We start from the raw sequence: 22,752 nt of genomic DNA, 5'->3' as shown, positions 1-22,752 counted from the left end.
CTACTGGAGCGGGAAACGAGGCTCGAACTCGCGACCTCAACCTTGGCAAGGTTGCGCTCTACCAACTGAGCTATTCCCGCATCACAAATTGTTTCAGGCTACTGGAGCGGGAAACGAGGCTCGAACTCGCGACCTCAACCTTGGCAAGGTTGCGCTCTACCAACTGAGCTATTCCCGCGCTGCGTAACTTGCTACAACGCTTTGCTTGATCTCGCTGCTGCTTCGTCAGCGGCGGCGAGAGACTGCGAATTATAGAGATTTGCTTGAGGCTGTCAACACTCAAACGTCTATTTTTTTACCCGCGAACTCTTTGGCTGCCATCTGCAAGTAATAAACCATTGACCACAAAGTCAATATGACGGCGACGTACATGGAAAAATTTCCCAAGCCGCGGGCATCCAGCCCTGGCAACAGCTCGCCGTCGTACAGCAGCAGCGTGATCGCCAGCATCTGGGCGGCGGTTTTGAGCTTGCCGATATAGGCGACGGCCACGCTGCTGCGGCTGCCCATGCCGGCCATCCACTCGCGCAGCGCCGAAATGGTGATCTCGCGGCCGATGATGATCATCGCCATCCAGCCCTCGGCGCGGCCCATCTGCACCAGCAGGATCAGCGCCGCGGCGACGATCAGCTTGTCCGCCACCGGATCGAGGAAGGCGCCGAAGGCCGAGGTCTGCCCCAGCTTGCGCGCAAGATAGCCGTCCAGCCAGTCGGTGGCGGCCGCCAATGCGAAAATGCCGGCCCCCACGATATTGCGGCTGTGCAGCAGCAGAATGGAGTCCGGCAGGAAGAACACCGCCACGCAGATCGGGATCAGGGCGACCCTGAGCCAAGTCAGTAATATCGGCAAATTGAAGGGCATTGGTCTTGGTCTTGTCGCTTCAGGCTCGTCAACAACGCCGGCCGGCGCCCCGAGCCTGGATCAGGGACGCCCGCCGTTTTCAATCGTCAATGCAGCGCATTGTAAATCTTTTCCGCCAGCGTCTGGCTGATGCCGTCCACTTGCGCCAGATCCTCCATGCTGGCCGCCGCCACGCCGCGCAATCCGCCGAAGCGGGTCAGCAGCTGCTGGCGCCGCTTGGCGCCGATGCCGGGAATCTCCTCCAGCGTCGACGCGGTGCGCGCCTTGGCCCGGCGCGCGCGGTGGCCGGTGATGGCGAAGCGGTGCGCCTCGTCCCGCACAGTCTGGATAAGATGCAGCGCCGGATGATCCTGGCGCAATTGTAGCGTCTTTTCCAGGTAAGGCAGGATCAGCGTTTCCAGGCCGGGTTTGCGCTCCTCTCCCTTGGCGATGCCGACGATGGGCAGATTCAGCCCCAATTCGCCCATCACCTCAAGCGCCACGCCCACCTGGCCCTTGCCGCCGTCGATGAACACCGCGTCCGGCAGCCGGCCCTCGCCTTCCGCCAGTTTGCCGTAGCGGCGTGACAGAACTTCGCGCATCGCGGCGTAATCGTCGCCGGGCGAAGCGGTGGTGATGTTGAAGCGGCGGTACTCGGTGGGCTGCATCGCGCCCTTGTCGTACACCACGCAAGAGGCCACCGTCGCCTCGCCCATGGTGTGGCTGATGTCGAAGCATTCGAAACGGCCCGCCTCCTCCAGTTCCAGCACCTCGTTCAACTGCGCCAGGCGCTGGGTTTGGGTCGCCTTGCTGCCCAGCTTCTGCTGGATGGCCAGATCGGCGTTCTTCTCCGCCATCTCCAGCCATACCCGGCGCTCGCCTATCGGGTTGCCGACGATGTAGACCTTGCGGCCGGCGCGAGTCTGCAGAAAGGACTGCAAGGCGTCGTCCAGCTCGCCGTTGACCACCAGCGCGGCCGGCACCGCCGCGTGCTGGTAATGCTGGGCGACGAAGGCCTGCAGGATTTCCTCGGCGGTGTCGGCCTCGCCGCCGACTGGAAAGTGGCTCTTGTCTCCCAGATGGCGGCCGCCGCGTATCATCACCAGATTGACGCAGGGCATGCCGTCGCCCACCCGCGCCGCCACCACGTCGCAGTCCTGCTGGCTCTGGTTGCTGGCGACGAACTGCTTCTCCTGCACCCGCGCCAAAGCCTGGATCTGGTCGCGCAGCTCCGCCGCCTGCTCGAACTCCATCGCTTCGGCGGCGGCGGCCATCCGTTCAGTCAGCGCGCCTATCAGTTCGCTCTGCTTGCCGTTGAGAAAGGAAACCGCGCTGGCAACGTCGGCCGCGTACTCGTCTTTGGAAATATGATCGACGCAGGGCGCGGAGCAGCGCTTGATCTGGTACAGCAGACAGGGGCGGGAACGGTTGGAAAACACCGCGTCTTCGCAAGTGCGCAGCCGGAACACCTTCTGCAGGATCTGTATGCTCTCGCGCACCGCGTAACCGTTGGGATAGGGGCCGAAGTACTGGTTGGGCTTCTTGGGCTCGCCGCGGTAATAGGCCATCTGCGGGAACGCGTGGCCGCTGAACATTAGATAAGGATAGGACTTGTCGTCGCGGAACAGGATGTTGTAGCGCGGCGCCAGCGCCTTGATCAGGTTGTTTTCCAGAATCAGCGCCTCGGCCTCGGTGCGGGTGACCGTAGTCTCGATGCTGGCAATCTGCCTGACCATCAACTGAATGCGCGGGCTGAGGTCGTTCTTCTGGAAATAGGAGCTGACGCGGCGCTTCAGGTCTATCGCCTTGCCGACATACAGCACCTTGCCGCCCTCGCCCAGCATCCGGTAGACGCCGGGCAGCGCGGGCAGGTTCTGCAATACGTTCTGGTAATCGAATGCGGGCTTGGACACTATTTGGCGCACCAGGTCTGGACATCTTTCTGGGCTTGGCGGATCAGCTCGTTGCGCTGCGCGTCGGTGGCCAGCGCGGTGGAACCCGGCATGCGGATGCGGCCGTTCAGCTGCAGCGTGGATAGATTGGTCTGCGCCGACTTGCAGTTCTGTTCCTTGATCTTGGCGTTGGCCGCGGTGATGGCGGCGTTGTCGGACGCTACCGCCTTGTTGTCGGTTTTCTTTTCCGCCTTTTTCTCTGCCTGGGGCGCCGAGGCTGGCGGCGCCGGCTGCGCGCGCACGTTCATCCGCCGCGCGTTGACGCTAGGCGGCGGCTGATCGGAGTACACCTTGTTGCCGTTGGCGTCGGTCCAGGTGTAGACCTCGGCCGCGGCCAGGGCCGGCATCAGCGACGCCGCCAAAATCGTCCATACTAGAAAAGACTTCATCGTCACCATCCCGCCGCTGTCATCGCTTTATATCCGGATTGTAAAGCCTGCCTCCTGGCCGCGCAAAACGCCGCATTACGCTGTTTTTGCAGAACAGTTGACGATCCGGTATAATGCGGCTTTGCCGCCTAAGGAAATGCGATGCGCATCATCGAGAAAGCCTACACCTTCGACGACGTCCTCCTCGTCCCGGCCCATTCTGAAGTTCTGCCGCGCGACGTAGCGCTGAGCACCAAACTTACTCGCAACATCACCCTGAACCTGCCGCTGGTTTCCGCCGCCATGGATACGGTGACCGAAGCCCGCCTCGCCATCGCCATGGCTCAGGAAGGCGGCATCGGCATCGTGCACAAGAACATGGGCGCCGAGAAGCAGGCCGCCGAGGTTTCCAAGGTCAAGCGCCACGAAAGCGGCGTGGTGAAAGACCCGATCACCATCGCGCCGGACATGCTGGTGCGCGATCTGGTGCTGCTGACCCGCCAGTACAAGATTTCCGGCCTGCCGGTGATCGAAGACGGCAAGGTAGTCGGCATCGTCACCAACCGCGATCTGCGTTTCGAAACCCGCCTCGACCAGACCGTCGGCTCCATCATGACCCCGCGCGAACGCCTGATCACCGTCAAGGAAGGCGCCAGCATCGACGAAGCCCGCGAGCTGATGCACAAGCACCGCCTGGAGCGCGTGCTGGTGATCAACGACGCCTGGGAGCTGAAGGGCCTGATCACGGTCAAGGACATCATCAAGACCAGCGAACACCCGAACGCCAACAAGGATAGCCAGGGCCGCCTGCGCGTAGGCGCGGCCGTCGGCACCGGCGCCGACACCGAAGAGCGCGTCAAGGCGCTGGTGGCGGCCGGCGTGGACGTGATCGTGGTCGACACCGCCCACGGCCACAGCCAGGGCGTGCTGGACCGCGTGCGCTGGGTCAAGCAGAACTTCCCGCACGTGGACGTGATCGGCGGCAACATCGCCACCGCCCAGGCTGCGCTGGATCTGGTCAAGGCCGGCGCCGACGGCGTCAAGGTCGGCATCGGCCCCGGCTCCATCTGCACCACCCGCATCGTCGCCGGCGTCGGCGTGCCGCAACTGACCGCCATCCACAACGTGTCCGAAGCGCTGAAAGACACCGGCGTGCCGATGATCGCCGACGGCGGCATCCGCTTCTCCGGCGACATCGCCAAGGCGTTGGCTGCAGGCGGCAACGCGGTGATGCTGGGCGGCATGTTCGCCGGCACCGAGGAAGCCCCGGGCGAAGTGGAACTGTTCCAGGGCCGTTCGTACAAGTCCTATCGCGGCATGGGTTCGCTTGGCGCGATGAGCCAAGGCTCGGCCGACCGCTACTTCCAGGACAGCTCCAACGCCGCCGACAAGTTCGTGCCGGAAGGCATCGAAGGCCGCGTGCCGTACAAGGGCCCGATCTCCCAGGTAATCCACCAGCTGGTGGGCGGCCTGCGTTCGTCGATGGGCTACCTCGGCTGCCCGACCATCGCCGACCTGCACCAGAAGGCGCAGTTCGTCGAAATCACCTCGGCCGGCATCCGCGAATCCCACGTCCACGACGTGCAGATCACCAAGGAAGCGCCGAACTACCACGTGGACCGCTAAGCCGGTTCGCCTGGTCGAACAAAAGCCCGCGTTTCGCAACGCGGGCTTTTTTTGCGCACAGGCCAGTCAGGCCAGCGACAGCAGCAGCAGCGTTTTCAGCTCTGACGGCGGCGTGTCGTAGGGCGCATTCAGATACTCCTCCACGCAGGGCGTGGCCCCGGGCACCTCGCCGCTGGCCGGCAGCCAATGGCGGTACAGCCAGTCCCAGCTCTCCTCCAGCTCCGCATAGGGCCCGGCATGCAGCAGGGCCGCGTAGCGTCCGGCTGGAATCTTGCCCCACTCGAAACCGTCCACCTGCCGGTCCCACAATCTTTCCGGCATGGTGGCGCAGGCGATGGATCGGCAGTCGGCCGCCGGCGTCTGCGCCTGGTCGTCCAGATACATGCCGAAGCTTCTCCCCGGCAGGTCGCCGTCCTGCTGCGGCCCCTGGACGGCGCGCAGCGCGTCGAAGGCCTGGCCGATCTCCATATACGGTCCGCGATGATGGCGCATCAGCACCCTGACGGCATCCTTTTCCACAATCTCTACCTGGCGCATGGTCCTCTCCCTTTGATTGAGAAACATGAGACGACGCTGGCGGTAGCGGCCCGGCGTCTCGCCGTAGCGGCCGGCAAAGGCGCGGATGAAGGCGGCGCTGCTGGCGAAGCCGGCCCGCGCCGCGATCCTGGCCAGCGGCCTGTCCGCCCTCCCCAGCTCGCCGGCGGCCCGATGCAGCAGCATGCGCTGCCGGCTCTCCATCACGGTTTCGCCCATCAGGTTGCGGTACAGCCGATGGAAGTGAAAACGCGAGAAGCAGGCCTCCTCCGCCAGCCGGTCCAGCAGCAGCGGCTCGTCCAGATGGCGCCACAGATAATCCAGCGCGCGCAGCAGGCGCACCGTGTACAAGGTGCCTGGGCCGAATTGCCGGTATGCGTGTCTCATGCGGATAGCCTAGGCGGTTTCGATTGATCGATCTTGCGGTTCATGCAACAGCAGCCATTGCATGCGCTGGCACAAGTCCACCACGTAGTCCCAGACCACCCGGTAGCGCAGCGTGCGGCGGATGTTGCTGCGCGCGCTGATCCAGTAGGAGCGGACGATGCGCAGCTCGGGCAGGATCTGCGCCAGCCGCGGATCATCGTAAATCGTGTAATAAGGCAACACCGCGATGCCGCCGTCGGCCAGCGCCGCCTCCTTCTGCGCCACCACGCTGGTGCTGCGCAAGGGCATGCTGGGATGGCGGCACAGGCCATGGTGGTACATCAGCTCGCGGGTGAACAGCAGATCGTCGACATAGGCGAGGATGGCATGGCCGTTCAGATCCTCGCGCTCGCGTATCGGCGCATGTCCCGCCAGATAGGCCGGCGTGGCGTACAGGCCCAGGCAGTAATCGGTCAGCTTGCGCGTCACCACCATATTGGCCTGCGGCCGCTCCAGCGCGATGGCGATGTCCACCTCGCGGCTGGTGATGCTGACGAAGCGCGGCACCGCCACCAGATCGATCTCCAATCCCGGGTACTGCGCCATCAGCGCCGGCATGTGGCGGGCCAGAAACAGCGCGCCCAGCCCCTCCGGCGCCCCCAGCCTCACCACGCCGCTCACCTCGGCATGGCCCCTGCTGCCGCTGTCCAGCATCTGCGAAGCGGTGTTCTCCAGCGATTCGGCCAGCGGCAGCAACTGGCGGCCGGCGGCGGTCAGCATGTAGCCGTCGGCCTGCTGGATGAACAGCGGCTGGCCCAGCACCCGCTCCAACGCGGCGATGTGGCGCGCCACCGTGGCATGGGTGGTGCCCATCTGCCGCGCCGCGCTCAGCAGCTTGCCGCTGCGCTGCAAGGCCAGAAAAAAGCGGACATCGTTCCAGTCGAACATGGTCCTCCCCGCGATGGGTGTTGTGCGTTTGCACACGAAAACGGCGGCCAATCCGCCGCCGCCTGTTAAAAAATTAACATACGTTGTTTCCCGCTGGCTATTCCCAGCGGCCTCCGCTTCGGTTTAGATGCCAGCTACGACAACGACATGACCGGAGCATCCCGCCATGCTCAGCGGCGAATTCGACTACATCATCGTCGGCGCAGGCAGCGCCGGCTGCCTGCTGGCCAACCGGCTGTCCGCCGATCCGGACAAACGCGTGCTGCTGCTGGAGGCCGGCGGCAGCGACGACTACCCGTGGATCCACATCCCTGTGGGCTATCTCTACTGCATCGGCAACCCGCGCACCGACTGGTGCTACCAGACCGCGGCGGAAAGCGGGCTGGGCGGCCGCTCGCTGGGCTACCCGCGCGGCAAGGTGCTGGGCGGCTCCTCGTCGATCAACGGCATGATCTACATGCGCGGCCAGGCCGCCGACTACGACCGCTGGGAAGCGCTGGGCAACCGCGGCTGGGGCTGGCGCGACGCGCTGCCGCATTTCATCGCCATGGAAGACCACTACGATCCCGCACGTCCGCTGCACGGGCATGGCGGCGAATGGCGGGTGGAGAAGCAGCGGCTGTCATGGGAAATATTGGACGCCTTCCGCGCCGCCGCCTCCGAGCAGGGCATCGCCCCCGTTGACGATTTCAATACCGGCGACAACGCCGGCTGCGGCTACTTCGAGGTCAATCAGAAAGGCGGCTGGCGCTGGAGCAGCGCGCGCGCTTTCCTGCGGCCGATCCGCGATCGCGCCAATCTCACGGTGCTGACCGGCGCGGAGGCCGACCGGCTGATCCTGGAAAACGGCCGCGCCGCCGCTATCGCATTTATGCAACAGGGAATGCCGCTGCAGGCCCGCTGCCGCGGCGAGATCATCCTCGCCGCCGGCGCCATCGGCTCTCCCCTTGTGCTGCAGCGCAGCGGCATCGGCCCGGCGCCCTTGCTGGCGAGCCATGGCATTGAGCCGCTGCGCATTCTGCCCGGCGTCGGCGCCAATCTGCAGGACCACCTGCAGCTGCGGCTGGTGTTCAAAATCCGCGGCGCGCCCACGCTGAACCGCCGCGCGGCCAGTTGGAGCGGCAAACTGGCGATGGCCTGGGAATACCTATGGAAGCGCAGCGGGCCGCTGTCGATGGCGCCCAGCCAGCTCGGCGCCTTCGCCCGCAGCGGCCCCAGCGCCGCCACGCCCGACCTGGAATACCATGTGCAGCCGCTGTCGCTGGAACGCTTCGGCGAGCCCCTGCACCCGTTCCCCGCCTTCACCGCCTCGGTGTGCCAGCTGCGGCCCGAGAGCCGCGGCCATGTCGCCATCGGCGGCGCTCGCCCGGACGCGCCGCCTCTGATCCAGCCCAACTATCTCAGCCATCCGCAAGACCAGCGCGTCGCCGCCGCGGCGATCCGCCTGACGCGCCGCATCGCCGCGTCGCCGGCGCTGTCGCGTTACCTGCCCGAGGAATACCGGCCCGGCCTGCAGTACCGGAGCGAAGAACAGCTGATCGATGCCGCCGGCCGGATCGGCACCACCATCTTCCACCCGGTGGGCACCTGCAAGATGGGCCGCGACGAACTGGCGGTGGTGGACGACAGACTGCGGGTGCGCGGCATCGCCGGCCTGCGCGTGGCGGATGCGTCCATCATGCCCGCCATCACGTCCGGCAACACCAATAGCCCAACCTTGATGATCGCCGCCAAGGCGGCGCAGATGATAGAGCAGGACAACAAGCAAGCGGCGCCGATACGGACGCCGTCCCCACCCGCAAAGGAGACCTGGACATGAGCAACAGCATCGCATCGGCGGCTTCCACCGCCGGCATCAGCCGCGCCGAGCGCAAGGTGATACTCGCCTCGTCGCTCGGCACAGTGTTCGAATGGTACGACTTCTTCCTGTACGGCGCGCTGGCCGCCATCATCGGCAAGCAGTTCTTCTCAGGCGTCAACGAGACCACCGCCTTCATCTTCGCGCTGATGACCTTCGCCGCCGGCTTCGTGGTGCGGCCGTTCGGCGCGCTGGTGTTCGGCCGGCTGGGCGACATGGTGGGCCGCAAGTACACTTTCCTCGCCACCATCGTCATCATGGGCCTGTCCACCTTCCTGGTCGGCATGCTGCCCGGCTACGCCACGCTGGGCATCGCCGCGCCGCTGATCCTGGTGTCGCTGCGCATGCTGCAGGGCCTGGCCATCGGCGGCGAATACGGCGGCGCGGCCATCTACGTGGCCGAACACGCTCCGGACCACAAACGCGGCGGCTACACCAGCTGGATCCAGGTCACCGCCGGCGCCGGCCTGCTGCTGTCGCTGCTGGTGATCCTGGCCTGCCGCAAGCTCACCGGCGACGCCTTCAACGAGTGGGGCTGGCGCCTGCCCTTCCTGTTGTCCATCTTCCTGCTGGCGATCTCCACCTGGATCCGGCTGTCGATGCAGGAATCGCCGGCCTTCCTGAAAATGAAGGCCGAGGGCAAGCATTCCAAAGCGCCGATCAGCGAGGCCTTCGGCAACTGGCCCAACCTGAAAGTGGTGCTGATCTCGCTGTTCGGCTTCAACGGCGGCCAGGCGGTGACCTTCTACTGCGCGCAGTTCTACTCGCTGTTCTTCCTGACCCAGATCCTGAAAGTCGACCCGCAAACCGCCAACCTGATGCTGATCGCGTCGCTGATCCTGACCACGCCGCTATTCCTGTATTTCGGCCACCTGTCCGACCGCATCGGCCGCAAGCCGGTGCTGATCGCCGGCCTGGCGCTGGGCCTGGCGCTGACCTTCCCCGCCTTCGGCTGGCTGACCGACTACGCCAACCCGGACGTCGCCTCCGCCCAGTCCCGCGCCCCGGTGACGGTGGTGGCCGACCCGGCCAGCTGCCACTTCCAGTTCGACCCCATCGGCAAAGCCAAGCTGAACACCCCGTGCGACCAGGCCAAGGCGCTGCTGGCCAAGAGCGGCGTGCCCTACCAGCAAAAAGCCGCGCCGGCCGGCGTAACCGAAGTCCATATCGGCGCAACCGTTCAACAGGGCTTCGACAAGAAAGCGCTGCAGGACGCGCTGAAAACCGCCGGTTATCCGGACAAGGCCGACCCGGCCAAGATCAACCACGCGATGGTGATCCTGGTGCTGGTGCTGCTGTCGGTGATCTCCGCGCTGACCTACGGCCCGCTGGCCGCGATGATGGTGGAGCTGTTCCCCACCCGCATCCGCTACACCTCGATGTCGCTGCCCTATCACTTGGGCAACGGCTGGATCGGCGGGCTGATGCCGACCGTCGCCTTTTCGCTGGTGGTCTACACCGGCGACATCCTGTACGGCCTGTGGTACCCGATCGTGGTCTATGCCGTCAGTCTCGTTGTAAGCCTGCTGTTCCTGAAGGAAACCTTCCGCAACGACATCCACGGCCACTGAACCTTAAGCACATCCCATCGCCACCGCACCTTGCCCCCGCGGCCGCCCCCTCCTCCGAGGGGGCTTTTGCTTCCTCGCCATCGCCAGCCCTCTCCCGGGAAAGCCAAAACCCGCTCGCCGGTCCCTCCGCTTTCCCATCGACGACAGCCAAAAATCAAGCAATCCCGCAAAAATGCAATAACTTGAAATTATCCCTGCCAGAAAATCATCCGCTCCCCGCGGCGACCCCAAGCAAAACCGCGCACGGCGGCCAGCCTACAACTTTTCAATTTTTATTATTAATAATTCAATTAAACATAGGCTTGATGTTTACAATTCTTGTGCCTATACTTTGCTTAACAGAACAAATTAAATATAAACGAATTAATTTAAATAATTTGTTTACAGTTCGCAAGTAATCGCTCGCGGGCCGCCAACAGGGAGACTCAAATGAAAAAAGCCATACTGACTCTGGCAGCGTTGGCCGTTCTGCAATCCGGCTTTGCCATGGCCTCCAACGGCGGCACCGTCAACTTCAGCGGCTCCATCGTCAAGGAACCTTGCGCCCAGAACAGCAGCACCTTGCTGAGCTACGCGCAGAATCCCCGCCAATACCAGGCCGCCCGCAAAATGGCGTCCGGCCAATCCTGCTCCGGCATGGACAACACCCAGTCGCTGAGCATCGCCGCCGTCAACATGACCGGCTCGACCACTCAAAGCAACGGACAGCTGGTCACCATCGTCTACAACTGACCCGACACCACGCAAAAAAGCCTTCGGCCAAACGGCCGAAGGCTTTTTTCATTGTCGCCGCAGATCGATCGGCTATTGGTACAACATGTCGATCGTGATCGCCGTCTGCAGGCTGCCCGCCACCACGTTGGCCGTCCGCATGTATTCCGCGAACACGCCCAGCTGCGCCATTTGCGACTGCACGTTCACCACCCGGGTGTTGTTGGTGCTGTTGGCGCCGATGTTGGCGCCGTCGGCCGAACTGCCAAAGTTGATGGCAACCCCCTGAGCCGAGCCGCCGGTATTGGCGAACAGCACCGGATTGTTCGAATCGGCCGTTCCCGAGAAGCGGAAAGTCGCCGTCCTCACGCCGGTGGAGCAATTGGCGGCGGTGATGGTGAAGGCGTAGCGCGACAGCGCGCTGCCCACCGACGCGAACTGGCCGCTGGCGACCGTGGGCAGATTCACTGTGTACTGCCCGTTCGCGCTCAGATCGCAGGTGCCGCCTGGCGTGAAGGTCACGCTGCCGTCGATCAGCTGGTTGAAGTTGATGCCGGGCGCCGCGTTGATGCCCCCCTTGCCATCAAGCTGGAAAACCGAGTACTGGCTGATCGTAGATGTGCCGCTGGACGGCGCGCCGCTGGTCTTCAACAACACGATGGAATACGGCAGGTTCGTCCTGACATAGCCATTCTGCGGCACGTAGATGCCGGTATTGATGGCACCGCTGCTCTGAGTGTAGGTCTGGCCATTGAAGATGATGCCGATCTGCAAGCCGGGAGCCAGCGTCCGCCCCTTGGGATTCACCCAAAAATACACATATTCGCCAACGCTCTGTGAGCAGTACAGGTTGAGGTTCTGCAATGACGACTGCCAGATGATGGTGCCGACCGGCGCGTTGGCGGAAACATACAAGTTGCCCGGCAGATTGAACGTGGAGGTGACATTGCCGGAACTGCTGCTGCCGTTCCAGCAACCCAGCGCGTAGCTGGTCGCCGGCATGGCCAGCATCAGCGCCAGCAGCCATCCATATACTCCGCAGCAGATCAGTTTCTTCATTTTCCTATCGCTTTCCCGGTATCTCTAGTGGCTCGCGCCAAACATCACAGCGGCTCGCAAACGGCATCGGTCCGCATATAGGCCGCGTCGCCCGTCTTCTGCGGCAGTTGATAGCTGAAACGGCATTGCTGGCCGGCGTCGCTGCCCCAGCTCGCCGTCAACGGCTTGCCTTCCACGCCGCGCAGGAAGGCGCGTCCGCCCTGCCCCACCATGGTGAGGAAATCGTCGCCGCCGCTGACCGTGGCGCCCACCGGCAGATGGCTGCCGTCCGGCCGCTTCAGCGTCACGATCACCGGCTTGCCCTGCTGGGTGTTGAATTTCAGCATCACGATGGCGCCGGCGCGCGGCGCGTCCTGCACGCTGGTTTCCTGCAATTCCACGTCTTGATCCATGCCTTTCGGATCCAGCGTGATCTCATTGCGGCGGTACGGCATCAGCGAGGACACCACCGCGTAGCCGTTCTTGTTGACGCGCACGCCGTTGGTGTTGCTCACTGCCGCGCCTTCGGCTCCCGGCGCCTCGACCACGGCGAAGGATTCGCCCAGCGACTGGGCCGCCGTCACGCCGCCCGGATGGAACACCAGCGCGCCGCTGATGCCGGCATTCGCCTGGGAGTTGCCGCCGCTCGAGCTCGCGCCCGCGGTCAGCGTCGCCACCGAGGTGGCGTACTGCACGCTGCCGCCGCCGCCGCGGCTGCTGTTGGCGCCGGCGCTGCTGCGGTTGCCGCTGGCGTAGACGTTGTAGCTGAGGTTGCGCAATTCGCCGGTGGTGCCGCTCAGATTGATCTGCGCGTTGCCGCTGCGATCGCTGCTGCCGCTGACGCTGGTGCTCAGCAGCGGGGAATACGGCTCGCGGCCCAGCGGCATCGACAGGCTCAGCATGTACTGGTTGACGATGCGGCCGGTCGAATCCTGGGTACGGCCGGCGGACAGGTTCAGGCTCACCGACTTGAAGCTGTTGCTGTAACCCAGCTGGTAAGTCAGATCCCGGCCCTTCTGGTTCCAGTAATCCTGGGTGGAGCCGGTGAAGAACAATTGTCCGCGGCCATCGCCCAGCGGCTGGTCGGCGTTGAGCTGGAATTTGTTCTTGGCGCGGTAAACCACGCCGACCTGGTTGATCAGGTTGGCATAGTCGCGCAGTTCCAGATAGCCATCGGTGGAGAAGCGATAGGCGGCCACCGTGAAGTTGGTGCGCGTCGACTCCATCAGCTTGCTGTAGGTCACCCGGTAGCTCTGGCCCTGCATATTGGCGGCGCTGGCGTTGAACGGCAGATTGCTGGCCCAGGACTGGGTGACATCCAGCGCCAGCGCGCCCAGCGGCGTATTGACGCCGGAGCCGAACAGCGCCGACTGGTAATGGTCGGCGGCGATCAGGCCGCCGTACAGGGTCAGGCTGTTGCTGATGCCGCGCTGGTAGGTCGCTTGCACGAAATCGGGGCGCTTGTTGAGCGAGTTGTCGCGCCATTGCGCCGCGGTGATCGCGTAACGGGATTGTCCTTCGCGCAGCAGCTGGGGCACGGCTGCGTAAGGCACGACGAATTTGCGCACGCGGCCGTCCGCCTCGGTGACCGTCACTTCCAGGTCGCCGGAGAAGCCGGTGTTGTAGAGATCGTCGATGCTGAACTCGCCCGGCGGCACCGCGTTTTCGTAAATCAGATTGCCGTTCTGGCGAATCGATACTTTGGCATTGGTCTCGGCGACGCCGCGCACCACCGGCGCGTAGCCCTGCATCGACTCCGGCAACATCCGGTCGTCGGAGCTCAGCTGCACGCCGCGGAAAGGCACACTGCTGAACATGTCGGAGGGCGTGAAGTAATCGCCCAGGGTCAGCACCGAGTGCCAGTCGGTGACATCGCGCTGGGTATAGGCGGACGCGCCCTGGTAGTTGCGCTGGCTCTGGCCGTTGCCGCTGTCCTGCTGCGTCAGCGAGCCGTTATAGCGGAAGCGCCACAAGCCGATGTTCAGGCCGGCATTGGCGCCGAAATAATACTGGGTCGACTTGCCGGCGGCGCCGTTGTCGTAGCGGTAGCCATTGGCGTTGTAATTAAGGAAGCCGGCGAACGGCGCGCCGGCGTCCCAGTATTCCGGCGCGACGTAGCCGCGCGCCTGGGCCCGCAGGTATTTCTGCGGAATGCTGACATCCAGGCGCAGATCCGAGCTGTTGAAGCTGGAGAATGCGCCGGGCACCACCGTGGCGATGTCGACGCAGCGGGCGGGCTCATCCCGTCCCGGTACGCCGGCCACACTCCCCACCTTGGTGAAGTCCACGCCCAGCTCGTCCATCATCGCGCGGTTGAAGCAGGCCAGCACCTTGCCTTCAGCCAGTTCCTTCATCTGCACGTCGCGGCGGCCGATCCAGACGGCGTTGGCGTAGACGTCGGCGCGGTAATTGCCGGGAAAAGCCCCGCCCATCTGGTTGAAGCGGGAAAGATCGACTTTTTTCCCGTTGGAATTCTGATTGATGAAGACAGGATTGAACTGCACATCGCCCAGCGCGGCGTTTTCCGCCGCGGACGTATCCGCCAAGGCAGCCTGGCCGCCGAACAAGCCGAAAATCAACAAGCTGAGCGGGCTAAGGGCCCAGCTGTTATCGGACTGTCGTGTCATCAAGTGCTTCATGGCTAGATCGTCTCCTGCGGGAGCGCGCAGCCCCGGCAGGCCTACGCTGGAATTATCAGGGAGCTAAGGGCGCGCTGTGCATGACTGGGGCGCCGTAATCGTTGATGCTTTCGTAGGTGAGCTTCGCGCCGGCGTCCGGCTTGAGCTTCAAGTCCTTTAGCGCGAAGTCGTGGCTGCCGCCCGGCGGCACCATGCCGCCGTCGGTTTCGTACTCATGCTTGCCCACCAGCAGCATCGCCCGGTTCAGCGAGACGTTGTACGCGGCGCGGTTGGACGCGCGCAGCATGTAGCCCTTGCCGCCGGCCTGCGGCAGCAAAGTCCAGGAAAGCTTGTCGGCTGCATCGTCCGGCGTGCCCTGCAGGCCGGTGGGACGATAGAACAACTTGATGCGGGAACGGAAAGCCACTTGCATGAAATTGCGCTGCTCGTTGCCGGCCTTCGGCAGCGGCGGCACATCCAGCACGTTCAGCCAGAACACCGACTCGCGCTCTTTGGGCAGATCGGCGCCGGTGAAGGTCAGGCGCAAGGTTTGGCCTTTGGCCGGGTCCACGCGGAAAATCGGCGGCATGATCAGGAAAGGCGCGTCGGCGGTGTCGGGAACGGATTTCTCGTTGCCGCTGTCGGCCCACACCTGCACCAGGGATGGTTCCTTGCCCGGGTTGCTGACCTTGACGGTCACTTCGCGGTCTTCCGCCTTGTACACGACGCGGGTTCCGGAAATCACCACGCCGGCCGAGGCCGCGCTGGTCCATACCGAGCCGGCGATCGCCAGGGCGAGCGCTCCTCGCCATACTGCTTGTTTCATTTCCTAACCCGCCTCCATGCAAAAGATACCGGCGGGCGGCTCGCAAGCCGCCTGCCGGATGACGCCTGTTACTGGTAGGTCATCGAGTACTGAACGCTGGTATTCACCGAACCCGCGCCAGCCGCGCCGGTGGCGATGTACTGGGCGTAGTAGCCCATGGTGGCTGCGCCGCCGCTGATGGCGACTTGCTGCGAGTTGGCGTTGGTGCTCAGGTTGATCGCGTTGAAGGTGTTGTTCAGCAGCTGTACTTCAACGTTGGAAGCCGAGCCGGCGCCGGTGCTGTTCAGCAGGTTGCCGGAAGTCGGGTTCACGGTCGGGCCCACTTCGAAGCGGGTCTGCGCGCTCTTCAGGCTGGACGGGCAGTTGCTCAGGTTGATCGCGAACGGGGTGGCGCCGGCGGTCTGGCCGGTGCTGGCCAGCGAGGAAGCGCCCACGGTCGGCAGGTTCACGGTGACGTTGGAGCCGGAAGTGCCGGCGATGGTGCAGGTCTGGGCAACGATGTTTCCAGTGACGGTGATTTTGCCGTCAGCGGCCATGGCGCCGGAAGAGTACACGCCCAAGCCGATCAGAGCTGCGGTTACGATCTTTTTCATTTAAATAGTCTCCGTTTAAATTGCAGGCAGTGCTGTTGCCCGATTGCCTGCCCGCCAGGGGCAGAAGTTGAAGAGCTGTCCGACACGTCAAGGCATCTTCGGCAATCTTGCGATCCCTGCCTGCACTTGAGATGTTCCGGCGCCGAGCCCGTCCGAAGCCGGCTTCGCTGCCGCCAATTTTCAATAAAACAATAATCAGATTTCACAAAATACATCAAATCTAATCAAAGCCATCTGACAGTCGTTCGTCATCAGATTGAAAAAACAGGCGGGCAAAACGCTGAAGATCGGCGGCGGACACTGTTGAAAATGGCTGTCTGTCGCCTTCCATGGCTGGACAATGCTCAGCTTCATCGCATCCGGCATCCCTTGCCGGGAGCCTCCGCTTGCGTGGTTTGGCTGCGATATGGACGTAAGGTTAAATCAAAAAAGACATAACTTTCAACATCCTCTTACTTGAGCATTTATGTAAAAATTAAAATCAATCCATTGATTAAAAAGGATTTTTATCAAGATAACAGTTTGTCATGACTGTGCTGGCGTGTCGCATTCTTGCATCAAATTAACAACATTTTAAACTTTTAATTTAATAAATACGCCAAATTCCAAAGAAAAGGCAAACCATAATGACATTTTCATTTCCATTGCCAATAATGCCCGAGCCGCCACTATCCGCACCGTCATCGCGCAGTTACACTGAACGGCTGCGCACCGAACGGAACCCGCCCGACATGCCCCCCGCCTCCAGCCAATACCTGACGCTCAATCAACGCCGCTGCCATCTGCGCCGCTGGGGCGCCGACGACGCGCCGCTGCTGGTGCTGCTGCACGGCTGGATGGACAGCTCCGCCACGTTTCAATTCATGGTGGACGCGCTGCAAGAAGAGTGGCGGGTCGTCGCGCCCGACTGGCGCGGCTTCGGCGATAGCCAATGGAATGACGGCAGCTATTATTTCCCCGACTACCTGGCCGACCTCGACGATCTGCTGCGCCAACTGTCGCCGGACCAGCCGGTCAAGCTGCTCGGGCACAGCATGGGCGCGATGATCGCCGGCATCTATGCCGGCGTCTGTCCGCAAAGAATAGAGAAGCTGGTACTGGCCGAAGGCTTCGGCCTCAACCCCACCCGCCCGGCCGAGGCGCCTGGCCGTTACGGCCGCTGGCTGCGGGAAACCAGCCAAGCCATGGGGTTCGAACCGATGGAGAGCCCGGAACAGGCGGCTAACAAGCTGGTTGCCCGCAATCCGGGGGTGACGCTCGAACGCGCGCGCTGGCTAGCCGCGGAGCTGACCCGGCCGGTAGACGGCGGCGTGGTCTACCGCGCCGACCCGCGCCACAAAATGGTCAATCCGGTGCTGTACCGGCTGGAGGAGGCGATGGCCTGTTGGCGCCGCATCAGCGCGCCGGTGCTGTGGCTGCTGGGCGAGCAGCCGTTCGGCCACCCAGTCGTCAGCGACGTGATGGCCACGCTGGACCAGCGCCGCGCCTGTTTCGCCCGCCTCAGCGAGGCCACGATCGCCGGCGCCGGCCATATGCTGCAATGGGAGAAGCCGGAACAGATGGCTGCCGAAGTCGAACGCTTCCTGCTGCGGCAAGACTAAGCGCCGCCGGCAAAGCCTCGCAAAGAAGCTGGGCCAAGGCGCGCCGACGCAAACCATGCCAGCCGTACGACAAGGAAGCGCAACGCGGGATCAGGGGGTTTGTCCGCGTGTCTAAAAGAGCCGGAACGACTCCGGCCCCCGGCGGCTAGCCCAGATAGCGCGCTTCCAGATGCGCGCGATAGTGCGCCGGGTTCAACGCTTCGCCGGTGGCGCGCCGGACCAGTTCGTCGGTGCTCCAGCGGCTGCCCTGGGTCCAGATGTTTTCGCGCAGCCAGCCGAACACCGGCTCCAGCTCCCCCCGGCCGATCTTGTCGTCCAGCCCCGGCTCCCGCCGCCGCAACGTCGCGAAATATTGCGCCGCGTACATCGCGCCCAGCGTATAGCTGGGAAAATAGCCGAATGTGTCAGTCCAGTGGATGTCCTGCAAACAACCGTCGCGATAGTTGCCGCGCGTGTCCACGCCCAGATAGGCCATCATCTTCTCGTCCCATAGCGCCGGCACGTCTTCAGCCTCGATTTCGCCGTCGATCAGCGCGCGCTCGATCTCGAAGCGCAGGATCACGTGCGCCGGGTAGCACAACTCGTCGGCGTCGACGCGGATGTAGCCGGGCTCGACCCGGGTGAACAGCTTGGCCAGGTTGTCGGCGTCGAAGGCCGGCTGAGCGCCGAAATGGCGGCGCAGCATCGGCGCCAGCAATTGCAGGAAGCCGCGGCTGCAACCCAGCTGCATTTCGAACGACAGGCTCTGGCTCTCGTGTATGCCCATCGAACGGGCGCGGCCGACCGGCAGCGACAGCAGATCGCGCGGCAGGCCCTGTTCGTAGCGGGCGTGGCCGGTTTCATGAATGATGCCCATCAGGCTCTGGACGAAATCGTCGTCGCGATAACGAGTGGTGATGCGCACGTCCTCCGGCACGCCGCCGCAGAACGGGTGGGCGCTGACATCCAGCCTACCGCCGTCGAAATCGAATCCCAGCAGTTTCATCGCCTCCAGGCCCAACTCGCGTTGCCGCTCGACTGGAAACGGCCCCTGTGGCCGGATCACCGTCTCGCCGACCTGCTTGGCGCGGACCTGGGCGATCAAGCCGGGCAGCCAGGTCTTCACGTCGTCGAAGATGCGCGCGATCTCGGCGCTCTTCACGCCCGGCTCGTACTTGTCCAGCAGCGCGTCGTAACGGCTGACGCCGTTGGCCTCGGCCAACAGCGCCGCCTCTTGCCGCGCCAGCCTCAGCACCTCGCGGAAATTGGGCAGAAAGCCCTTCCAGTCATTATTCTTGCGCTGGCTGCGCCAGGCATGCTCGCAGCGCGCGGCGGCCAGCGTTTTGGCCTCCACCAGCTCGGCGGGCAGCAAATTGGCCTGCTGCCATTCCCGGCGCATCTCGCGCAGATTGGCGCGTTGCAGCTCGTCCAGATCCTCCCGCTCGGCCCCGCTCAGTTGCTGCGCCAGCTCCGGAGCGGTGATCAACTGATGCATCAGCACCTGCAGCTCGGCCTGGGCGGCGGCGCGCGCCTCGTTGCCCTTGGCTGGCATCATCGCCGCCTGATCCCAGCTGGCGATGGAACCCAGATGGCCGAAATGATGCAGCCGTTGAAAAGTGCGGGTCAGGCTCTGATAGGCCGTCTGATGTCCCATCGCATTCTCCTTTGTGTAGAAAGCGCATGTTCACATCGCCAGCCTAGCGGGTCAATCATGGGAATTCATCCTTATGAACAAAGGATGGAAAGCACAACGCGCATGGCAGGCACAAAAACAACTGATGAGTTTTACTCACCAGAATCCTTCACCGCGCCCCGCTTTTCCGATGATGGGAAAAGGGGAAGGACTGCCAGTAGCCGAAATACTCACGCACCAGCGCCAGCAGCTGCTGCCGGGCCGCAGCGTCCGCCAGATGCTGCAACAGCGCATCCACCGCCATCCGGTAATGGCTGGAGGTGGGAGGATGGGGATCGAGCAGGAAAAGCAAGGCCTTGAGCAGATGTTCGCGCTGGCGGATATCGGCCTCGTCGGCGCCGTCTTCGAACGATTTTCCCAGATACAGGCCCAGCGAGGGCGGGAAGCGCGAAAAGCCGGACTCGCGCATCGCGCCCAGCAGCGCGTTGAAATCGCCATGCCAGGGAAAATCCGGGTTATGGATGGAAAAGCCGGCGCGGGCCGTCATTTCCACCATTTTCTTCATGTCGTCGAGCCAGAAATAATAGAACTCGCGGGCGCAGGTGATGGCCAGCACCCGCTCGGATTGCCCGCAATCCGCGACGAACCCCCCGACATGGGCGTGATAATCGCCGGAAGTCCGCTTCGCGCCGGCAAGCCGGGCCAGCAAACGCCGCAGCATTTCCCGCCGCGCCGCCACCACCCCGTCGTCGGCGCCCAGCCGGGCGATCAGCTTCAAATAGGCATCCAGCGTCGCCTCGCGGGGATTCATGCCCCAGCCCTCGCAACCATCGCACTCTCCCATGGCGGCGGAAACGCCGCGCCTCCGATAGCGATAACGCAGCCGGAGCCGGCAAGAAGACAGGCGGCGCTAAACGCGGCGCGGACGCAACGACAGCCGCAGATCCCGTCCAACTTTGCCGATGTCGGCGATATCCAGCTCGATCTTGTCGGCCAGATCGTCCAGCGCCGGCCAAGCGAACAGGCCGCGCGCGGCGTCGCCGGCCAGCGACGGCGCCAGGTACAGCACGATCTCGTCGACCAGCCCGGCCTGTAGCATCACGCCGTTGAGGCCGGCGCCGGCCTCCACCATCAGTTCGTTGACGCCGCGTCCGGCCAGCTGCTTCAGCAGATCGGCCAGATCGGCCTTGCCGTCGCGGCGCGCCAGCGCCAGGACGTCCACCCCGCGCTCGCGGAACGCGGCCAAGCGGCCCTCGTCCGTCTCGCAGCTGGCCAGCAATGCGCCGCCGCCCTGATAGACGCGCGCGCCGGCATCGGTGCGCAGATCGCCGTCCAGCACCACCCGCCAGGGCTGCGCCGCCACCTGCAGCTCGCGCACGGTCAATTGCGGATCGTCGGCCAGCACGGTGCCGCTGCCGGTCAGGATCGCGCCATGCGCGGCGCGCAGCCGCTGCACGTCCATCCTCGCCTCCGGCCCGGTGATCCACTTGCTGCGGCCGTTCAGCAGCGCGGTCTTGCCGTCCAGCGTGGCGGCCGCCTTCAACGTCACCCAGGGCCGGCCGCGCTCGACGCGCGACAGGAAGCCGCGGTGCGTCCAGCGCGCCTCCGCCTCCATCAACCCCGCCGACGCCTCTACGCCGGCCGCGCGCAGCATGGCGATGCCGCGGCCCGCCACTTCATGATAGGGGTCCACCATCGCCGCCACCACCCGCGCGACGCCTTCCGCGACCAGACGCTCCGCGCACGGCGGGGTGCGGCCATGGTGGCTGCACGGCTCCAGCGTCACGTAGGCGGTGGCGCCGCGCGGGCTTTCGCCGCGCGCCAGGCAGTCCTTGATCGCCTGGATCTCGGCGTGGTCGCCGCCCACCGCCAGCGTCGCGCCCTCGCCCACCACCCGGCCGTTGTTGACCAGCACGCAGCCGACGCCAGGGTTCGGCGCCGCCCGACGCGTCGCGCCCTCGGCCAAACGCAGCGCGCGCTGCATGTACAGGTAGTCGTCGGCGCGGTAGTCCGTCATGTTCGATTCTTCCACTCATCGGCCAATAGGCCGTAACAACGCATATTCCAGAAACGGCCGCGCAGAAACTGCGCGTCGCGCAGCTCTCCTTCCAGCTTGAAGCCCAGCCGCTCGGCGACGCGGCAACTGCGCAGATTCTCCGGCGCGCAGCCCAGCTCCACCCGATGCAGCTCCAGGTCTTCGAACGCGTAGTTCAACAATAGCGTCAACGCCTGCGACATCACGCCCCGGCCGACGTGGCTGTCGGCCAGCCAGTAGCCGAGGCGGGCATAGCGATGGGCGGCGCTGATGCCGTGCAGCGAACAGATGCCGGCGATTTCGCCATCCGCCAGAATCACCCGATGCGCGCAACGGCCCTCGTCGTTGCCCTCTGCCTGCGACCGGAGAAAGGCCTCGGTATCCGCCGTCGACTGCGGCCTGACGATGCCGGCCATCCATTGCGACAGAGTGGCGCGATAGCGTTCGATCAGCGCATAAATCCGTTCGGCGTCGCCCGCCGGATCCGGCGGGCGGATCTCCACCACGCTCATCGCCGCGCCCGCCACTCGCCGGCCAGCATGCTGTACTGGCAGGCGTCATGATAACGGCCATGCAGATGGAGCCCCTCGCGCTGCGCCCCCTCTTGGACAAACCCCAGGCGCTCGGCCACCGCGCGGCTGCGGGCATTCGCCACGCCCGCCAGGATGGCGATCCGGTTCAACTCCAACGTGCCGAAGCCCGCATCCAGAGCTTGCGCCGCGGCCTCGCCCATCACGCCCTTGCCGACGAAACGGTCGGCCAGCCAGTAGCCCAGAAAGCCTGATCGGTGCAGTTTGCTGATGCCATGGATGTCGATGCAGCCGGCCAGCTCCCCATCCAGCGCGATCAGCCAGGACGCGCAAGCCGATCCGCTGCGCGCGCCTTCGGCGACGCCGGCCAGGAACTGCCGGCTGTCCTCCGCGCTGAGGGTGGCGTCCACCCAGGGCAACCAGGCGCGCAGCGTCTCGCGGCTTTCGTCTATCAATGCGAACAGCCGCTCGGCGTGGATGACGTCGGGCGGCAGCAGGGCAATGCGTGTCTGGGCGATGGCGGTCATGGCATCTCGAAAAATGACAATTCAATTATCCAGCCTAATCAACCCAATATCGGACTGTCAATGCGACGACTTCTGAATTTCCTTGATCGCATCGGTAAATTCTGAAATATCCTGGAAACTGCGGTAAACCGACGCGAAACGGACATAGGCCACCTTGTCCAGCCGCGCCAGCTCGTTCATCACCATCTCGCCGATCTGGCGGCTGCTGACCTCGCGCTCGCCCAGCTGCAGCAGCTTGTGGCAGATGCGGTCTATCGCCTCGTCCACCAGCGTGGTGGACACCGGCCGCTTGTGCAGCGCGCGCAGGAAGCTGGTGCGCACTTTCTCAATGTCGAACTCGGACCGGTGGCCCGCGGTCTTCACCACCTGCGGCATGCGCACGTCGGCAGTCTCGAAGGTCGTGAAACGCTTGTCGCAGGCCGGGCAGCGGCGACGGCGGCGGATGCTGCTGCCGTCCTCGCTGACGCGGGAGTCGATCACCTGGGTGTCCGAGTTGCCGCAAAACGCGCATTTCATGACAATAATCCTGTGGGTTGCAATAGTTGGATGTTATCAGCAATGCCGTCCGCCCGCACCGCCGGCCGCCACCAGAATAGGA

At 64.2% G+C, this 22,752-nt stretch carries 20 protein-coding genes and 2 tRNA genes; 5 read left to right on the top strand and 17 right to left on the bottom strand.

Annotated elements, in window-relative coordinates; all coding sequences use genetic code 11:
• Nucleotides 1–4: 4 nt before the first annotated feature.
• The 5 genes from VA599_RS16435 to VA599_RS16415 all read right to left on the bottom strand — a co-directional run bounded on the left by VA599_RS16435 (nt 5) and on the right by VA599_RS16415 (nt 3,181).
• Nucleotides 5–80 (bottom strand) — tRNA-Gly (locus VA599_RS16435).
• 22 nt (nt 81–102) lie between these two features.
• Nucleotides 103–178, bottom strand: a tRNA-Gly gene (locus VA599_RS16430).
• 101 nt (nt 179–279) lie between these two features.
• Complete coding sequence (gene pgsA / locus VA599_RS16425; RefSeq protein WP_021477010.1) at nt 280–861, bottom strand: CDP-diacylglycerol--glycerol-3-phosphate 3-phosphatidyltransferase; 582 nt, start codon at nt 859–861, stop codon at nt 280–282.
• Nucleotides 862–947: 86 nt separating this feature from the next.
• Entirely contained in the window at nt 948–2,753 is a 1,806-nt protein-coding gene (uvrC, locus tag VA599_RS16420; protein ID WP_346789544.1) for an excinuclease ABC subunit UvrC, read from the bottom strand.
• Nucleotides 2,753–3,181, bottom strand: coding sequence for a DUF4124 domain-containing protein (locus VA599_RS16415; RefSeq protein ID WP_231178718.1), 429 nt, complete (start codon nt 3,179–3,181; stop codon nt 2,753–2,755). Before VA599_RS16415 ends, uvrC begins: the two co-directional genes overlap by 1 nt.
• Nucleotides 3,182–3,322: 141 nt before the next feature.
• On the opposite strand from VA599_RS16415, the gene guaB reads away from it, so the two are divergent.
• Entirely contained in the window at nt 3,323–4,786 is a 1,464-nt protein-coding gene (gene guaB, locus VA599_RS16410) for an IMP dehydrogenase (protein ID WP_104946386.1), read from the top strand.
• Nucleotides 4,787–4,852: 66 nt separating this feature from the next.
• Here guaB and VA599_RS16405 read toward each other — a convergent pair whose 3' ends face one another.
• Nucleotides 4,853–5,707, bottom strand: a complete 855-nt coding sequence (locus tag VA599_RS16405) for an AraC family transcriptional regulator (protein WP_346789542.1) — start codon at nt 5,705–5,707, stop codon at nt 4,853–4,855.
• A gap of 9 nt (nt 5,708–5,716) precedes the next feature.
• Nucleotides 5,717–6,634, bottom strand: coding sequence for a LysR family transcriptional regulator (locus VA599_RS16400; protein WP_046157124.1), 918 nt, complete (start codon nt 6,632–6,634; stop codon nt 5,717–5,719).
• Nucleotides 6,635–6,800: 166 nt separating this feature from the next.
• On the opposite strand from VA599_RS16400, the gene VA599_RS16395 reads away from it, so the two are divergent.
• From VA599_RS16395 to VA599_RS16385, 3 genes are all read left to right on the top strand, one after another.
• Entirely contained in the window at nt 6,801–8,453 is a 1,653-nt protein-coding gene (locus VA599_RS16395) for a GMC family oxidoreductase (protein WP_346789541.1), read from the top strand.
• Nucleotides 8,450–10,063, top strand: coding sequence for an MFS transporter (locus VA599_RS16390; protein WP_346789539.1), 1,614 nt, complete (start codon nt 8,450–8,452; stop codon nt 10,061–10,063). Before VA599_RS16395 ends, VA599_RS16390 begins: the two co-directional genes overlap by 4 nt.
• A gap of 429 nt (nt 10,064–10,492) precedes the next feature.
• Nucleotides 10,493–10,795 (top strand): fimbrial protein, encoded by a 303-nt coding sequence (locus VA599_RS16385; RefSeq protein WP_346789537.1) that lies wholly within the window; start codon nt 10,493–10,495, stop codon nt 10,793–10,795.
• A 72-nt stretch (nt 10,796–10,867) separates the two neighbouring features.
• On the opposite strand, the gene VA599_RS16380 is transcribed toward VA599_RS16385, so the two are convergent.
• The 4 genes from VA599_RS16380 to VA599_RS16365 all read right to left on the bottom strand — a co-directional run bounded on the left by VA599_RS16380 (nt 10,868) and on the right by VA599_RS16365 (nt 15,849).
• The gene (locus tag VA599_RS16380; protein WP_346789534.1) at nt 10,868–11,833 is read right to left on the bottom strand and encodes a fimbrial protein; all 966 of its coding nucleotides are present in this window, start codon (nt 11,831–11,833) and stop codon (nt 10,868–10,870) included.
• Nucleotides 11,834–11,877: 44 nt separating this feature from the next.
• The gene (locus VA599_RS16375) at nt 11,878–14,451 is read right to left on the bottom strand and encodes a fimbria/pilus outer membrane usher protein (RefSeq protein ID WP_346789532.1); all 2,574 of its coding nucleotides are present in this window, start codon (nt 14,449–14,451) and stop codon (nt 11,878–11,880) included.
• A gap of 55 nt (nt 14,452–14,506) precedes the next feature.
• Entirely contained in the window at nt 14,507–15,256 is a 750-nt protein-coding gene (locus VA599_RS16370) for a fimbrial biogenesis chaperone (protein ID WP_346789531.1), read from the bottom strand.
• A 68-nt stretch (nt 15,257–15,324) separates the two neighbouring features.
• Nucleotides 15,325–15,849, bottom strand: a complete 525-nt coding sequence (locus tag VA599_RS16365; RefSeq protein WP_021476998.1) for a fimbrial protein — start codon at nt 15,847–15,849, stop codon at nt 15,325–15,327.
• 731 nt (nt 15,850–16,580) lie between these two features.
• On the opposite strand from VA599_RS16365, the gene VA599_RS16360 reads away from it, so the two are divergent.
• Complete coding sequence (locus tag VA599_RS16360) at nt 16,581–17,450, top strand: alpha/beta fold hydrolase (RefSeq protein WP_346789529.1); 870 nt, start codon at nt 16,581–16,583, stop codon at nt 17,448–17,450.
• Nucleotides 17,451–17,595: 145 nt separating this feature from the next.
• Here VA599_RS16360 and VA599_RS16355 read toward each other — a convergent pair whose 3' ends face one another.
• From VA599_RS16355 to nrdR, 6 genes are all read right to left on the bottom strand, one after another.
• Entirely contained in the window at nt 17,596–19,083 is a 1,488-nt protein-coding gene (locus VA599_RS16355) for a carboxypeptidase M32 (RefSeq protein WP_346789527.1), read from the bottom strand.
• 148 nt (nt 19,084–19,231) lie between these two features.
• Complete coding sequence (locus tag VA599_RS16350; RefSeq protein WP_021476995.1) at nt 19,232–19,873, bottom strand: hypothetical protein; 642 nt, start codon at nt 19,871–19,873, stop codon at nt 19,232–19,234.
• Between the two features lie 99 nt (nt 19,874–19,972).
• The gene (gene ribD / locus VA599_RS16345; protein ID WP_346789525.1) at nt 19,973–21,079 is read right to left on the bottom strand and encodes a bifunctional diaminohydroxyphosphoribosylaminopyrimidine deaminase/5-amino-6-(5-phosphoribosylamino)uracil reductase RibD; all 1,107 of its coding nucleotides are present in this window, start codon (nt 21,077–21,079) and stop codon (nt 19,973–19,975) included.
• Nucleotides 21,076–21,609 carry a GNAT family N-acetyltransferase gene (locus tag VA599_RS16340; protein ID WP_346789524.1) on the bottom strand — a complete coding sequence of 178 codons (534 nt, stop codon included), beginning with the start codon at nt 21,607–21,609 and terminating at the stop codon, nt 21,076–21,078. The genes ribD and VA599_RS16340 overlap by 4 nt, the downstream gene beginning before the upstream one ends.
• On the bottom strand, nt 21,606–22,154 hold the full coding sequence (locus tag VA599_RS16335; protein ID WP_346789523.1) for a GNAT family N-acetyltransferase: 549 nt from the start codon (nt 22,152–22,154) through the stop codon (nt 21,606–21,608). Before VA599_RS16335 ends, VA599_RS16340 begins: the two co-directional genes overlap by 4 nt.
• A gap of 57 nt (nt 22,155–22,211) precedes the next feature.
• Complete coding sequence (gene nrdR, locus VA599_RS16330) at nt 22,212–22,670, bottom strand: transcriptional regulator NrdR (protein WP_021476991.1); 459 nt, start codon at nt 22,668–22,670, stop codon at nt 22,212–22,214.
• Nucleotides 22,671–22,752 lie beyond the last annotated feature (82 nt).

The sequence above is a fragment of the Chromobacterium indicum genome, from assembly GCF_039708975.1.
Lineage (GTDB): Bacteria > Pseudomonadota > Gammaproteobacteria > Burkholderiales > Chromobacteriaceae > Chromobacterium > Chromobacterium piscinae.
This window is presented reverse-complemented; position numbering and strand designations above follow the sequence as displayed.